The sequence below is a fragment of the Cyclobacterium sediminis genome (genome assembly GCF_054781075.1).
The window spans coordinates 115,618-131,140 of sequence record NZ_BAAGVC010000010.1 but is presented as its reverse complement, the minus strand read 5'-3'; the positions used below and the strand labels follow the sequence as shown (position 1 = coordinate 131,140).

Annotated in this window: 9 protein-coding genes; 6 read left to right on the top strand and 3 right to left on the bottom strand. The window is 39.3% G+C overall.

Translation table 11 applies throughout. The features are described 5' to 3' along the window. Positions 1-45: 45 nt before the first annotated feature. Genes ACYVHJ_RS12025 through ACYVHJ_RS12015 form a run of 3 tightly spaced genes read right to left on the bottom strand, consistent with a single transcriptional unit; the run spans position 46 to position 3,191 of the window. Entirely contained in the window at positions 46-921 is an 876-nt protein-coding gene (locus tag ACYVHJ_RS12025; RefSeq protein WP_460515077.1) for a bile acid:sodium symporter family protein, read from the bottom strand. A 52-nt stretch (positions 922-973) separates the two neighbouring features. After that, positions 974-2,233, bottom strand: coding sequence for an ADP-ribosylglycohydrolase family protein (locus ACYVHJ_RS12020; RefSeq protein WP_460515075.1), 1,260 nt, complete (start codon positions 2,231-2,233; stop codon positions 974-976). After that, entirely contained in the window at positions 2,220-3,191 is a 972-nt protein-coding gene (locus ACYVHJ_RS12015) for a phosphotransferase (protein WP_460515073.1), read from the bottom strand. The genes ACYVHJ_RS12020 and ACYVHJ_RS12015 overlap by 14 nt, the downstream gene beginning before the upstream one ends. Positions 3,192-3,323: 132 nt before the next feature. Between ACYVHJ_RS12015 and ACYVHJ_RS12010 the strand changes: the two genes are divergently transcribed. The 6 genes from ACYVHJ_RS12010 (at position 3,324) to ACYVHJ_RS11985 (ending at position 15,387) form a co-directional block, all read left to right on the top strand. Further along, the gene (locus tag ACYVHJ_RS12010; protein WP_460515071.1) at positions 3,324-6,275 is read left to right on the top strand and encodes an FAD-binding and (Fe-S)-binding domain-containing protein; all 2,952 of its coding nucleotides are present in this window, start codon (positions 3,324-3,326) and stop codon (positions 6,273-6,275) included. A 468-nt stretch (positions 6,276-6,743) separates the two neighbouring features. Beyond that, positions 6,744-7,340 carry an RNA polymerase sigma factor gene (locus tag ACYVHJ_RS12005; protein ID WP_460515069.1) on the top strand — a complete coding sequence of 199 codons (597 nt, stop codon included), beginning with the start codon at positions 6,744-6,746 and terminating at the stop codon, positions 7,338-7,340. 74 nt (positions 7,341-7,414) lie between these two features. After that, the gene (locus tag ACYVHJ_RS12000) at positions 7,415-8,509 is read left to right on the top strand and encodes a FecR family protein (protein ID WP_460515067.1); all 1,095 of its coding nucleotides are present in this window, start codon (positions 7,415-7,417) and stop codon (positions 8,507-8,509) included. A 150-nt stretch (positions 8,510-8,659) separates the two neighbouring features. After that, on the top strand, positions 8,660-11,971 hold the full coding sequence (locus tag ACYVHJ_RS11995; protein WP_460515065.1) for a SusC/RagA family TonB-linked outer membrane protein: 3,312 nt from the start codon (positions 8,660-8,662) through the stop codon (positions 11,969-11,971). A 13-nt stretch (positions 11,972-11,984) separates the two neighbouring features. Continuing rightward, positions 11,985-13,694, top strand: coding sequence for a RagB/SusD family nutrient uptake outer membrane protein (locus tag ACYVHJ_RS11990; RefSeq protein ID WP_460515063.1), 1,710 nt, complete (start codon positions 11,985-11,987; stop codon positions 13,692-13,694). Positions 13,695-13,704: 10 nt separating this feature from the next. Then, positions 13,705-15,387, top strand: a complete 1,683-nt coding sequence (locus tag ACYVHJ_RS11985; RefSeq protein ID WP_460515061.1) for a sulfatase family protein — start codon at positions 13,705-13,707, stop codon at positions 15,385-15,387. Positions 15,388-15,523 lie beyond the last annotated feature (136 nt).

The following is a 15,523-nucleotide window of genomic DNA, read 5'->3' as shown; positions in this document are numbered from 1 at the left end:
TTAACTTTCTAAAATGACTTAAATTTAATTATTTTCTTAGGCTTTTTAATTCCCCACCAATGCGGGTTCTTCTTTGTTGCCAAGAAACACTACAATTAATATTGAGGCTATAAACATGATCAAACTGTAAATCACCACAGGAATAACCATGGCCGAATTTTGTAAAAGTGTAGCAGCTATCATGATTCCCAAAGTGCCATTTTGAATGCCGGACTCGATGCTTATGGAAACCTGCTGCTTCAGTGGTAATCCAAACCCTTTGGCAATTAGCCAGGCAAAACCAAAAGTAAGTATGTTGAGGATAACTGTTACCGGACCTGCCTCTGCAAAAAAGCCTAAAATATTGTCCTTTTCTTTAAAAATTGCCCCACCAACAATCACCACAAAGAATACAATAGAAGCGATGCGAACTGTTTTATCCGCTTTCTGTGAAAGTGCAGGAAATTTGTATTTCAAAAACATGCCAATGACTACAGGGATAAGGGTTACTCCGGTGATCTGAATTATGGTCTGCAAAACCGGTAAAGCAACAGTTCCTTCCTCACCAAAATAAACGATAGCGTAGTTGATGTACAAAGGAATGGTGACAATGGTAATTACAGAACTTAAGGCAGTGAGACTAATCGAAAGTGCAGTGTCTCCCTTACATAGATGAGTGATCATATTGGAAGTGGGCCCTCCCGGGCAACTTGCAATAATCATTATGCCTACAGCCATCGAGCCTTCCAAGCCAAAGGCCAGAATAAGCAAAAATCCCAATATCGGTAACATTAGCAGTTGGCAAAAAAGCCCTATACTGATGGCTTTGGGGGAAATGAAGATGTTTTTAAAATCCTTTATACTGAGAGTAAGTCCCATGCCGAGCATGATAAAGGCAAGTGCAAGGGGTAAAAATACTGCAGTAAATACATTACTTTCCATAATTGTTATTTTGGGTTATAGATGTAATAATACTAAAAAATAATTAATTAGGTCATTTATGCATAGATTGTATGGTTTTATAGTGTTTTTCCGATATTTTTTTAATATCAATACCTAAATGACTTTTATTCACTTTAAGTACTTTTTCACTCATGGTTTTAGGGAGTTTTTCATAGCCGTGGTAAGCGCCTAAAATTGCCCCTGCTATTGCAGCGGTAGTATCGTTGTCCCTGCCATAATTGGTTAGAAAAATAAGGGTTTCTGCAAATTTAAAATCATTGAAGAGCATGGCTGTCAATACTTGTAAGTGAATCTCTGCAGCATGGAAAGGCATGTCCTGTTGGTTTTGATCCAGTAATTCATAAGCCCGTTGGATGGAAGCTTTGGGGATTTTGCTCTCTTTTGGTAATTTTTTTTCTACCAGTGTACTGTCTTTGGCTTCTGCTACAATAGCCCTGGCCAATTCCAAAACCCGGTAGCTACTTCGGCCTACCAATCTACTGGAAAAATAACCTTCAGGATCTACTTCCCTTAAAACATCCAAAACCTTGTTTTGGTCCCCATTTGCTGTCATTGCTGCAGCTGTCATCGCTGCGGAAAGGGAGCCAATGTCCTTGGCAAGACCTAAATCAAAGATGCTCAGTTCAAATGCCTTTTTGTATGCCTCCTCCGCTCTTCCGGGATACATTATTCCAATGGCTTGTGAATATAGCAATCCGGCACAAACCATCTCTCCACCATAAAATTTTCCCAGAGCCTTGTGGTAGTCCTCTAGGCTATTTTGTCGGTAAGCCAAGGAAACTTTATACCATTCCTGCAACCATAAGACTTTCAGATTTACCTTTTCCAATGCCGAAGTCTGTTCGGGTTTCAAGGCTTTCAAACCACTAAAATAGGCTTCATAAACCTGAATGATATGTTCTGCAAAAGAAGCTGCATCAAGTTTGTTTCCATCAATTTTTGCCAAATAATCTACCATCAGGGATTTCCACCTGGTGTCGTCGGTGGTGCCTCCTCCGGGAAGATTGGCCAGCCAGATTCCTTCGGGTGAAACTTCCCGAACCATGGAATCCAGTCCATTGACCCAACCATAAGTGTGTTGAATATCTCTCCTCGACCACATTTCTGTAGGGGCACCCATGGCATCTCCTATGGCACTGCCCACCAATAGACCTTTTATTTTATCAGATAGCTCAGCTTGGTTAATCGGGGATACCGGTGATAATGCTTCTTCTACCGGCTTTTTACTTTGCTCACAGGAGAGCAATATAAGGCCTAAGAAAACAAAAAAAATCAAATTAAATTTCTTCATTCATGATCAAATTTATGGCCTCAATGGTTAATTCTTCTTTCTCTGCCAAAGATAAAGACAGGGGAAGTTGGGCCAACCCATATAGGCGCCGTAAAATTTCCACTCCCGTGTAAGCAGCCAATAATTTATTGTCCACGGGATAGTCTTTAATTACCCTTTGAATTGATTCATCAGGTACCCTTGCCATTTTGAGATGGGCCAACATTACGCTTAAATCAAATTCCGGATCTCCCAAAAATGCAAATTCAGTATCTATGACTTTCAAACCGCTGTCCGTTGAAAACCAACTTCCCGGGTAGAAATCTCCATGGATAAGCGTTTTCCCTTTGCTCAAATACCTGTCACCTAATTGAGTTATTTTGGCTTTTAGTGTAGAATGACTCTTCACCTTTGTAGACAAGCCTTGTAAGCCATCTTGAACATCGTCTAAATTAAAACCATTATCCGGCTGGAAAGGTAGAACAAAAATGTGCTGGTGATTTAATTTTCTCATTTCCATGTTGTCAGGAAATTCAAGAACGGGAAGTTGATGCAGTTTCTTTAAGTAACTGAGCAATAAATCGATTACATTTTCTCCAAGGATTGAATGGGATTGATACACACCTAAGTAATCTCCGCCATTGTTCAGATGCTCCAATACCAAAAGCCAGCTTTCCTTATCGAAGCCCAATACTTTGGGTGAAAAACAAGCCAAAAAATTATCAGGACCAATGATTTTATAGTAATTGTACTCGATTTCTATTCTGTACAGTGGAGCAGGTACTTGCGGAAATTTGGCCACAAAAGGCCTGGATTGTTTCAAGACAATTGACCTTTTATTTGTTTTTATGGTCAGGGTGACATTCATATTTCCTTCGCCGGCCTTGAATGAATCGGCCACTTCCTCATTGGAGGCGAGAATTCCAATATTTTTCAAATAGTCAATATGGGTGGAATCAAGAGGCGCTTTGATTAACATTTCATTTATTTTTTCAGAAAATTACCTTGTATTTTCTGAAATAGAAACCAAAATGGGAATAAAGGTTATTTTCCTTAAATAAAAACCATCCCCTGAGTTCTTTTCTAGCGTTAACTGTTTTATTTTTGGGCCATGAGTAAAACAACCATAGACAATCCGCTTTTGAGCCAATTAGCGCTTGAATTGGATGGTGAATTGCATTACGATAGTTTGATGAAGACATTGTATGCCACTGATGCCTCAGTGTATCGGGCCCTGCCAACGGCCGTGGCCTTACCGAAAAGCAATGCTGATATAAAAAAATTGATTGATTTCGCCAATTCCAATAACCTCTCATTGATTCCAAGGACAGCAGGAACCTCCTTGGCCGGGCAATGTGTAGGGGATGGAATAGTGGTGGATGTTTCGAAGTACCTCAACAAAATTATTGAGTTTAATAAGGAAGAAGGATGGGTAAGGGTGCAACCTGGTGTTGTTAGAAATGAATTAAACAATTACCTCAAGGAATATGGCTATTTCTTTAGCCCAATTACCAGTACAGCCACTCGTGCAATGGTGGGTGGAATGGTGGGAAACAATAGCTGTGGTACCACCTCAATTGTTTATGGAAGTACAAGAGAACATGTGCTTGAACTCAAGGTTTTATTGAGTGATGGAAGTGAAGCTGTTTTCAAATCCATGACACCAGATGAATTTGAACTTAAGTGTAAGGAAGAGAGCCTTGAAGGAGAATTATACCGACATGTTCGAGAAGAATTAAGCCAACCGGAAATACAAGAAAATATAAGAAAAAATTTCCCTAAATCAACTATCCATAGAAGGAATACCGGTTATGCCTTGGACTACTTATTGGAGTCGCAGATTTTTTCTGAAAAAGATGCTCCGTTTGACTTCTGTAAATTATTGTGTGGCTCTGAAGGTACCTTGGCAATAACTGCTGAGATTAAAATTCACCTTGATCCATTGCCGGATCCCTTTGATATTGTGGTTGCTGCCCATTTCACGAGCATCCATGACAGCATGAAAGCTGCCCAGGTGGCCATGAATGAAAAGCCCACAGCTGTAGAGTTGATGGATAAAAAAATCCTGGATTGCACCAAAGAGAACGTAGAGCAAAGTAGGAATAGGGATTTTGTAGAAGGGGACCCCATGGCCATTTTAATGGTAGAGTTTAGGGGGAAATCCCTTGAAGAGGCAAATGCCCAAGGTGCCGCATTTATAGAAGCTTTAAAAAAGGTAGGACTGGGATATGCTTATCCGGTTATTGGCCCTGATAGAACCAGCAGTGCTTGGAACTTAAGAAGTGCCGGTTTGGGCTTATTGGCAAATATTCCGGGGGATGAAAAAGCAGTAGCTTGTATTGAAGACACCGCAGTGGATATTGATGACCTGGCAGATTATATTGATGAATTTGCAGAGTTGATTGCTGCATTTGGTCAACAGTCTGTTTATTACGCCCATGCAGGTGCAGGGGAAATACACTTAAGACCCATTCTTGACCTTAAAAAGTCCAAAGATGTCGATGAGTTTTATAAAATAAGTGAAGCCAGTGCCAAACTGGTAAAAAAATACAATGGTTCTCTTAGTGGAGAACATGGAGACGGAAGGTTAAGGGCTGCTTTTATCCCATTAATGGTTGGTCAAGAAAACTATGACCTTTTTAAACGAGTGAAAGCCAAATGGGACCCCAAAGGAATTTTCAACCCTGGGAAAATTGTGGATGCGCCGCCGATGAACTCTTCTCTTAGGTATGAGCCGGATTTGCCAAAGCGAGAACACCAAACCAAATTTGATTTTAGTCAGGTAGGAGGAATTCTTCCGATGGCTGAGAAATGCAATGGCTCCGGAGATTGTAGAAAACTCCCTAATTCCGGTGGAGGAACCATGTGTCCAAGTTATCAGGCCACACGTTATGAAAAAGATACTACCAGGGGAAGGGCCAATACTTTACGCGAGTTTTTGACTAAAAGTGAAAAGGAAAATCCTTTTGATCATCCGGAAATAAAGGAAGTCATGGATCTTTGCCTTTCCTGTAAAGGATGTACTTCTGAATGCCCTTCCAATGTGGACATGGCCACTTTGAAAGCAGAATTTCAATACCAATATTTTAAATCTAACCCTGTCCCTTTGCGTTCCAAAGCCTTTACGCATATCAATTCATTGAATGAATTGGGGAGTAAGGTACCGGGAATAGCCAATTTCTTTTTAAGCAACGGGCTTACCGGCGGCTTGATGAAGAACGTTCTAGGCGTGGCTCCGGAAAGGAATCTACCGGCCTTGAGTAGTCAATCACTGCGCAAGTGGTATAAGAAGAACTATGCTAAGCTAAGTGGTAAACCCATAATAAAATCCGTTTACTTCTTTTGTGACGAGTTTACCAACCACAATGATACTGATACCGGTATTAAAGCCATAAAACTGCTAAGGCATTTAGGTTATGATGTGAAGATGGTAGACCATGTGGAGAGTGGGAGAGGAGCCATGTCCAAGGGCTTGCTTGACCATGCACAAAAAATGGCGAACAAAAATGTTGAAATTTTTTCTACAATTGTAAAGGCAGAAAGTCCTTTGTTAGGAGTGGAGCCATCAGCCATTCTTAGCTTTAGGGATGAATATCCCAGACTGGTAAGTCCTGAATTCAAAGAGAGGGCCAAATCTTTAAAATTCCATTGTGAACTAGTGGATGAGTTTTTGGCCAAGGAAGTTTTGGCCGGAAATATAGATTCAGGGAGCTTTACCAAAGCACCTAGGAAAATAAAATTACATGGTCACTGTCACCAAAAGGCTTTGTCTTCGGTCAATTATTCTAAGAAAATATTAGAATTGCCGGAAAATTACCAAGTAACGGTTATCCCTTCAGGTTGCTGCGGTATGGCAGGTTCTTTTGGCTATGAAAAGGAGCATTATAAGCTAAGTATGGAAATTGGGGAAATGGTGCTATTTCCGGCGGTAAGAGAGGCAGGCAGTGAAGATTTGATTGCTGCACCCGGTACAAGCTGCAGGCATCAGATAGCCGATGGAACAGGCAAAAAAGCAAATCACCCGATTGAAATTTTATTTGATGCCGCGGGACTGAAAGATTGATACTAAACTATTTATAGCCGAACAGCTTTATGTTCGGCTATTTTTTTGTGAATTTACAGGCCTATCAAATTAAGAGGATGGGATGGAGGCTTTTATTTTTTTGGTTAATACAGCTTATACTTTTAGAGGTGCTTTTTCAATTATTTAAGGAGAGTAACAATTCTGTTTTTAAATTCGCTTAAGTCAAAGTTGCTGCTGTATAAATACGCTATTGCTGCTTAGCGCTTTACGAGGAATTATGCCTATTTAATTAAGGTTTAAGCCCAAAAGCAATATTCATTAATTTCTATAGGCAGTACTGTATTTTTTATGGACAGATCCCTAATTAAATACGGATAGTAACTTGTATTATTAATAGATTATATTGACTGATACCAAATAGCCTTCACTAATACCATTGTCATAATACCCCTTGTATGAAAATTATATTTTAGCTATTATTGAAAACTTTATTATCAAAAACCCAAAATGAACCCTTTAAGTAACAATAATCCTTCCATGGATTCCAATTATTATTGGGATTTATTAATGCAAGGCAACCGTAAAGGATTAGAGGGTCTTTACAAAGAATTTATTTCTACACTTTTTAATTATGGGTTAGCCCTTACAAATGATCAAAGCTTTGTACAGGATTGTATTCAGGAGGTTTTTATAGATTTATGGAAATACCATAAAACCTTAGGAAAGGCAGATCATGTGAAAGCCTATCTTTTACGTGCTCTTTCTCACAAAATTTATAAAGAGAACCGGCAAAAAACTAAAAGGAAAACGGTAGAATGGGATAATTCTTTCATAGAATCCTGTTATGTGGAATCTGTAGAAAGTAAAGTGATTAGTGTTCAAAGAGAAAGAAGGTTGCAGAATGAATTGGCTAAAGGGTTAGACAAATTACCTATTCGGCAAAAACAAGTGATTCATTTGCTATTTTTCGAACAACTTTCCTACGAAAAAACTTCAAAATTGATGGGTATCAACCTGCGTTCCGTATATACACTTGCATGGAAAGCCATTACCAACCTTAAGAAATACATTGTTTTGTTATTATTTATAATCCGGATTATTTGAACTTTTTCAAATTTTTTTCTCATCCGAGGATAACTTTCACCTATTGCTGACTCCTTTAATTGAAACCATTTGGTATGTGTAAGCGAGATTATAAAATAGCCGACTTTGTTCTTGATCCGGAATTCCAGAAATGGGTATTATTCCCAGATGCTCAAACGAAGAGTTATTGGGAAAAATATATTCAAGAAAACCCTAAAAAGGAGGAAGATATTGCTTTAGCGATGAAGCTTGTTATAAACATGTCTAGAAAGGCTTATAAAGTAACTCCTCAAAGAATTGAAGATACTTGGATTAATATTGCAAATGAAATAGACAACATCACTGTCAATGAAAAAGACAATAAAATTGTTTCCTTAAATTCTGATAGCACCATCCTTCATTTCCGGAAATTAGGGAAGAAAGGCAAAACGAAAGTTTCTCAATTTTATAGAATAGCGGCGATTTTAGCCATAGTTTTTTCTTTGTCTTTTTTGGTAACCCTTTATTTTCCTAAAGAAGAAATCCATGTTTTGGTTGATAAGGTAGAAATGGAAAACCATTATGCTCCCCCAGGTGTAAAGGCAAACCTTACTCTTCAAGATGGTTCAAAAGTCATCCTTAACTCCGGAAGTACATTAAAATATGTCAAAAATTTCGAAAGCAATCGACGTGTTATAGAATTATCAGGAGAAGCCTATTTTGAAGTTGCCGAGGACCAATCAAGGCCCTTTAGTGTAAAAACCGGTTCAGTAACCACCACCGCTTTAGGAACAACTTTTCTTATTTCTTCTTATGAAAATAAACCATTAGATATTGCTTTATTAACTGGGAAGGTTGCGGTAAACCTTGATTTTGGTCATGAGCAAGAGATTAAGCTTACAAAAGGTGAGGGGCTTAAAGTAGACTTAAAAAGTGAAAAAGTACAAAATGAATTTTTTGATCCGGAAATAATATTGGCGTGGACCAGAAAGACAATCATTTTTGAAAAAGTGTCCATGTTTGAGGTCAAAAGGGTACTGGAAAATTGGTATGGGGTGAAAATTGAATTTACAAACAGCCCGCCAACTGATTTGGAAATCTCAGGAAAGTTTACCGACCAGAGTTTAGAAAATGTTCTTGAAGGACTTAGTCATTCTGCGAGGTTTGAATACAAATTGGAAAAAGATAAAACTACTTTAAAATTTAACTAGAAGAGAATGCCTATGTAACATAAGGGATATAAAAAAATGAGGTCATAAATGCGCTAACATTTTTGACCTCTAAAGAAATCGAAAAAGGACTGCCATCCTTTTTTCGAAAATGTTCATTTAACAATATACCTAAACAAACAATGTAAAGATATGAATAAATGCCTACTTAAGCATGTTATCTACATGACCAAATTATTTACAATAGCCTTCACTCTTCAGTGTTTGAGCATGAGTTTCCTAATGGCCTTTAATGGCAATGCCCAAGTTAAAAGCATAGAGGAAGTATCCGTATACCTTTCCTTAAAAGATGTAAAGGTAAAGGAAGCCTTTAAGAGGTTAGAAAAGCTTACAGCCTACAATTTCGTTTTCGCCTCCAGAGAAATCGAAGATATTCCCTTTGTCAACGTTGAAAGTAAAGGGGAAAGCCTTTACCATCTATTGTCTTCCATTGCCGCCCAAACGGATCTAAGTTTTAAGCAGGTAAATGACAATATTCATGTAAAAAAAGCTGACAATAAAAAGATCCCTGTACAATCTTCCAATGAGCAGGTGGACGTTAGTGGGACTGTTAAAGATGAAAATGGGGATCCGCTTCCCGGTGCCACGGTTACCATTGCAAATACTACCAGAGGAACAGTAACAGATTTGGATGGAAATTTCTCTTTGGATGTCCCTGAAGGAGCAACGCTTGTTGTTTCTTTCATAGGCTACACTAGCAAGAGGATAGAAATTGGAAATCAAACCCAATTTAATATTTCAATGGAGCTGGACGATACATCCCTAGAGGAAGTTGTTGTGGTGGGATATGGAACCCAAAAGAAGCGTGATGTTACAGGGTCTGTAGTAAGGGCCGATATAGAGGCTTTTAGAGAATCTCCAAATGTTAATATTGCCCAGTCCCTTCAAGGGTCAGTTCCGGGATTAAATGTTGGACAAGTAAATAGAGCAGGCCAAAATCCCTCCATTTCGGTACGTGGCAGGACTACATTAAGTGGCAATCAAAATGTGCTGATCGTGGTGGATGGAATAATATTTACCGGCAATTTGGCAGACCTAAATCCTGCAGACATAGAATCTATTGATGTTCTTAAGGATGCCAGCAGTATGGCCATCTTTGGTGCTCAAGCAGCAAATGGTGTGATCATGATTACTACCAAAGGTGGTAAAATGGAGCAGAAGCCTATATTTAACTATACAGGTACAGTGACGACTCAGTCACCCACAAACAGGCCTGAATTAATGGATAGGGAAGGCTTCTTACAAAAAGTTAGGGACCAAGATTGGCCTCAGGCATATTTGGCACCTGATTATACCCAGCCTAACCCTGACTATGATGTAGCAGCCTTGTTTGAACCTACGGTATATGCAGGCTATGAGAATGGAACAGATTTCAATTGGTGGGATGCCGCTACCCAGACAGGGTTTATTAACAATCATAATTTAAGTGTAAGAGGTGCATCAGAGGCCACTTCCTATTTTATTTCTACAGGATATACTCAGCAAGAGGGTTTTATCATGAATGACCAATATGAAAGAGTAACAGCTAGAATTAACCTTGACCACCAAATATTGGATTGGTTTAGATTTGGGGTGCAAACTTTCGGCTCCTTTGCTGATAATTCGGGTGAAATTCCTGCCTTAAGTCAGATTACTACCATGCCTCCTCTGGTTACCCCCTATGATGAAGATGGCAATGTGATTCTTAATCCTGACGGTGCCATTCGTGCCAACCCGTTTTTGAGTCCTTTGTCCAATGATTTTGATAAGAATAATAATTTATTTGCCAATGTTTATATGGATTTAGAAATCCCATTTATCGAGGGTTTAAAATACCGTGTGAATTTTGGAAATAACTATAGCTGGAGAAGGCATTACAGAAGTAATGTTTATGGAGCCGGTGCTGCCGGTGAGGCATTCAAAAGAAATTATAATGCTTATGACTGGACGCTTGATAATATTTTAACCTATCGAAAAAGCTTTAATAATAATCACAACCTTGATTTGACCATGGTGGTAGGCCGTAGGGAATTGAAATATGAAAGCACCCAAGCCAATGGCACCAATTATTCTAATTTAAGTTTAGGCTACAATGATTTAAGTTTGGGCCAACTTCAGTTGATAAATTCTACAGCATGGGATGAAAGCTATGTTTACCAAACGGTGAGAGCGAATTACGATTTTAGTGACAAATATATGATTACAGCAACTGTTCGTAGGGATGGCTTCTCAGGATTTTCAAAAAACAATAAGTTTGGAATTTTCCCCTCTTTAGGTTTAGGATGGGTAATTAGTGAAGAGGAATTTATGAAGGAATCGGTTTTGAATTACCTTAAATTCAGAGGCTCTTATGGGGCCAATGGAAACCTAACCAGCCGTTATTCTTCCTTGGCAAGAGTGTCTATCTATCCCGCCTATGTATTTGGAAATGGCGGAAGCACAGTTTTTGGTCAGACCGTAAACACCTTAGCAAATTCAAATCTGGCATGGGAAACCACCACAGGATTTAACTTTGGTTTTGACTTTTCATTCTTGCAGGATCGATTTACAGGAACTTTGGACTACTACCAGAATACCACCAATGACTTACTTTATAACATAAACATTCCTGAAGTAACTGGTTTTTCAAGCATTTCAACGAATGTTGGAGAAATTGCCAATAGGGGGATAGAGTTTGTCTTAAGAGGAGAAGTTATAGAAAAAGGAGATTTCAAATGGAATGCGAGTTTTAATATCGCCTCCAACAGAAACAGAATTGTTTCATTATTGGGTCAGGATGCTGATGGTGACGGGAGAGAAGATGACCTGATTGGTAGTGGCCTTTTTATTGGCGAGTCTATCAATTCTATTTATGATTATGAGTCTGCAGGAATTATTCAGTTGGGAGAGGAGGCTCCTTCAGGGTTTTTTGTCGGTACCCATCGCATAGTAGATCAAAATGATGATGGTTCATTTGATGCGCTAGACCGAGTTATTAGAGGGAGAGAAGAACCTGCTTATAATTTTGGGTTGATGAATGAGTTCAACTATAAGGATTTTACCTTTAGGTTTTTTATCAACTCCATTCAAGGTGGAAAAAATGGCTACTTGGGACTAAACAATCCCAATTTTGGACAGTCTGATAATGCCAGAAGAAATAATATGTTTGTAGATTATGATTACTGGACTCCGGCGAATCCCGACGCTCGATACAGAGGTCAGGATCAGGTAGCAGGCATTGAGTACAGGTATTATGGAGATAGGAGTTTTGTTCGTCTTCAGGATGTGACTCTTGCCTATAAGCTGAATAACACTCTGGTTGTTGATAAACTTGGACTTCAGGGAGTGAAGTTTTTTGTCAGTGGAAAAAATTTAGCCACATGGACAAGTTGGGAAGGATGGGATCCTGAGACAGGAAGTGGACTTCAGCCATCCGGTTTGCCGGTTATGAAGGGATATTCTATAGGTCTGGATGTTAGTTTTTAATTTGAATTTAGCCATGAAAAATATAAAATACAATTTCGTTTTTTTAAGCTTGCTACTGCTAGGTATCCAAGCTTGTGATGAATCAGCAATACTTGAAGAAGTGCCTTTAGCTTTTGCTAGTCCAGAAAATTCATACATTACCTTTTCTGATTTTAATGCAGCGGTTTATTCCTTGTATGACCAATCCAGAGAGATTCTTTCGAATGGTGAACACCGTCCATTGGATTATATTTATGGTACAGATTTGGGTTACAATGGAGCCAATCAACTAAACGTAAGATTTGGTTCTTATAAGGCTACCCTATTACCTACCAGTGTAGTAGCTGAGTTCCATTGGCAGCAATACTATAAGGTGATTTCCGGAGCCAATATTATATTGAGTCGACTCGAAGGGGCGACAATGACCTCGGAAGAAAAAACGAGCATTGAGGCAAAAGCCAAAATGTTTCGCGGCTTGTCCTACAGAAATTTGGCTCATTTATACGGTGGAGTTCCTTTAGAATTGGAGGAGGTAAGTACTCCTAAAACTGATTATATAAGGGCCAGCAGGGTTGAGGTATATGAGCAGGCTGCAAGTGATTTGGCTTTTGCAGCCAACAATTTACCTGGTATTGCAGAAGTTCAAGATGGTCAGGTGAGTAACTTGGCCGCTTATCATATTTTGGCAGAAGTTTATGTGTCTTTAGAAAACTGGTCGGAGGCCATTGATGCCGCTTCCATGGTAATAGATGATCCCAATACAGCATTAATGACGGAGAGATTTGGTTCCTTGTCTAGTGAGCCAGGGGATGTCTATTGGGATTTATTTAGAAGGTACAATCAAAATAGAAGTGTTGGCAATACGGAGGGGATCTGGGTTTGGCAATATGAGGTGGACATACCCGGAGGAGTCATTTCTTCTTCAGCCAAGAGAGGCCCTCAATTGGAGCGTGATCACTCACCAAGGCCATGGAGCTTTATCGTGAGGGATCCTTCAGGTGTTGCACCTTTTCTACCCCTTGGTGTATCGGACTATACAGGTGGTCGAGGTATAGGTAGGTTTAGAGGAACCGATCATTTTAATTATGGGGTTTGGGAATACGATTGGAATGACATGCGTAACTCTGAATACAATTTCGTTAGGGATGTTTTGTTTAATAATCCGGAATCTGAATGGTACGGGCAGAAAATTTCCGAACACATGGAATTATTCCGACAAAGTCTGGATGATACCATAAGGTATTTTTATCCTTATCAATCCAAAGTTACCACCCCAGGGCAGCATCCTGCCGAATTGTATGCAGATCCTGAGCTTAAAACCTTAAATTCATCTACAGCAGGGACTACCTATAGTGATCAGTATCATATTCGATTGGCGGAGACTTATTTATTGCGTGCAGAAGCTTATCTTGGAAATAATCAATTAACTGAGGCTGCCAATGACATCAATATTGTTCGATCGCGTGCCAAAGCCAAGTTGGTTCTACCATCTGAAGTAAATATTGATTATATTTTGGATGAAAGAATGCGTGAGCTTGGGGTGGAAGAAAAAAGAAGGCTAACCCTAAGCCGTTTGGGTCTACTCTATGAGCGTACCAATAAGTATTGTAATGGAAGACCAGATGTAACTAATTTTGGAGTGGACGTTCAACCTTACCATAATTTGTTTCCTATTCCTTATTCGGAAATAGAAAGGAATATTGGGGCTGAGCTAAGTCAAAACCCTGGATATGAAGCAGATTAAAAAGATATATATGAAAAAGGAAAAATATTTGGTAGCCCTAATTAGGGGCTGCCAAACAAATGTTTTAAACAATCAGCTAATGATATTAGGTGGTTTTTTTGTCTTCCTATTGTCAGGCTGTGGTTCAGACAACCAAGAAACGAATGCTAAGCCTCCTAATATATTATTTGTGATAAGTGACGACCAGTCATTTTACCATACCAGTTTTGAAGGAAGTAAATTTGTGAATACCCCTGCTTTTGATAGAATTGCAAAAGAGGGCGTGTACTTCACCAATGCAATGGCTGGTTCTCCCGGATGTGCTCCTTCGAGAAGCAGTATCATTACAGGTAGGCACCATTGGCAAAATGAGTCCTCTGGCCAGCATGCTGCTCCCTGGCTTAAAAAGCATGTCCCCTTTGTAGACGTATTGGAGGCGAATGGCTATAAAACGGGTAGAACTGGAAAAGGTGTTTCTCCTTTTCGCTATGCTCGAAATGAAAATGACAGTCTTTGGAGAAAAACAGATGCAGCAGGGATAGAGCACAGCAAAATAAGATATGAAGATGGGCCAGGAGATATAAGGCCTGCAAACAAAATAAGCACCACAAATTATTTTGAAAATTTTAAATTTTTCATGGAAAAGGAAAGAGCCGACAAGCCCTTTTTCTTTTGGTTTGGGGCGACAGAACCACACCGTGCCTATGAAAAAGATTCGTGGAAAAGGACGGATAAAAAATTATCAGATGTGGAGGTGCCGGCATTTTTTCCAGACAATGACATCGTTCGTGGAGACATGTTGGATTATGCAGTAGAAATAGAATGGTATGACAGCCACCTGGATTCCATGATCAATTATTTGGAAGAAATAGGAGAGCTTGAAAACACGATCATTATCGTCACGGCAGACAATGGTATGCCATTTCCACGGGCTAAAGCAAACAGCTATGATTATGGTATCCATGTGCCTTTTGCCGTGAGGTATCCCAAACAGTTTCCCGGTGGGAGGAAAGTAGATGATCCTATAGGATTTATAGACCTCGCCCCAACCATTTTAGATTTGACCAATACCAAGCAAGACGGAATGCTACCAATTACCGGAAAGAGTATTCGCCCCCTGTTGGAATCTAAAGAGCAAGGAACGATTGATCCTTCGAAGAAATATGCTTTTTCAGGTAGAGAAAGGCATTCATCATCAAGGTACCTCAATTGGGGTTACCCACAAAGATCGATTAGAAGTGAAGACTATTTATTGGTATGGAACATGAAGCCGGATCGCTGGCCTGCAGGTGCCCCTCAAAGAGTAAATCCTGAGGATGAAAATGAATTGCTACCCATGTATGGGATAGACGAAGACGGCATCAGTCATTCTGAATGGGCGTTTACAGATGTGGATGCATCCCCTACCAAATCATTTATTATAGAAAATTATAAGGATCCAGCCATCAAGCCATTTTTCGATGCAGCATTTGCCAAAAACCCTGAAGTACAGTTATTTGATATAAGAAATGATCCTTATTGTTTAAACAATATAGTAAATGACCCGGATTATGCTTCAGATAAAGAAGAATTGCAAGCGGCTTTATTAAAGGAATTAGAGACTACCAAAGACCCAAGAGTGGTAGGCCCTGATAAAGAAATTTTTGATTCCTATATCAGATACAGCCCTATGAGAGCCTTTCCTGAACCAATTCCCGGAAGCCAGTTAAAATAGGCCATCTGACTTGATTCAGCTAGTTTCATTCTATAAAAAAATACCGGGCAACTGTCCGGTATTTTTTATATTCGGTTTTTATGTGATAGACATGAAATCTCTATTTTGCCACTGGTTCAAAAAAACAATAAAAAGA

Excerpts from the sequence above, each read along its gene's own strand:
- ACYVHJ_RS12025 (WP_460515077.1), bottom strand. The coding sequence starts at position 921 with ATGGAAAGTAATGTATTTACTGCAGTATTTTTACCCCTTGCACTTGCC.
- ACYVHJ_RS12010 (WP_460515071.1), top strand. The coding sequence starts at position 3,324 with ATGAGTAAAACAACCATAGACAATCCGCTTTTGAGCCAATTAGCGCTT.
- ACYVHJ_RS12015 (WP_460515073.1), bottom strand. The coding sequence starts at position 3,191 with ATGTTAATCAAAGCGCCTCTTGATTCCACCCATATTGACTATTTGAAA.
- ACYVHJ_RS11985 (WP_460515061.1), top strand. The coding sequence starts at position 13,705 with ATGAAAAAGGAAAAATATTTGGTAGCCCTAATTAGGGGCTGCCAAACA.
- ACYVHJ_RS11990 (WP_460515063.1), top strand. The coding sequence starts at position 11,985 with ATGAAAAATATAAAATACAATTTCGTTTTTTTAAGCTTGCTACTGCTA.
- ACYVHJ_RS12000 (WP_460515067.1), top strand. The coding sequence starts at position 7,415 with ATGTGTAAGCGAGATTATAAAATAGCCGACTTTGTTCTTGATCCGGAA.
- ACYVHJ_RS12005 (WP_460515069.1), top strand. The coding sequence starts at position 6,744 with ATGAACCCTTTAAGTAACAATAATCCTTCCATGGATTCCAATTATTAT.
- ACYVHJ_RS12020 (WP_460515075.1), bottom strand. The coding sequence starts at position 2,233 with ATGAAGAAATTTAATTTGATTTTTTTTGTTTTCTTAGGCCTTATATTG.
- ACYVHJ_RS11995 (WP_460515065.1), top strand. The coding sequence starts at position 8,660 with ATGAATAAATGCCTACTTAAGCATGTTATCTACATGACCAAATTATTT.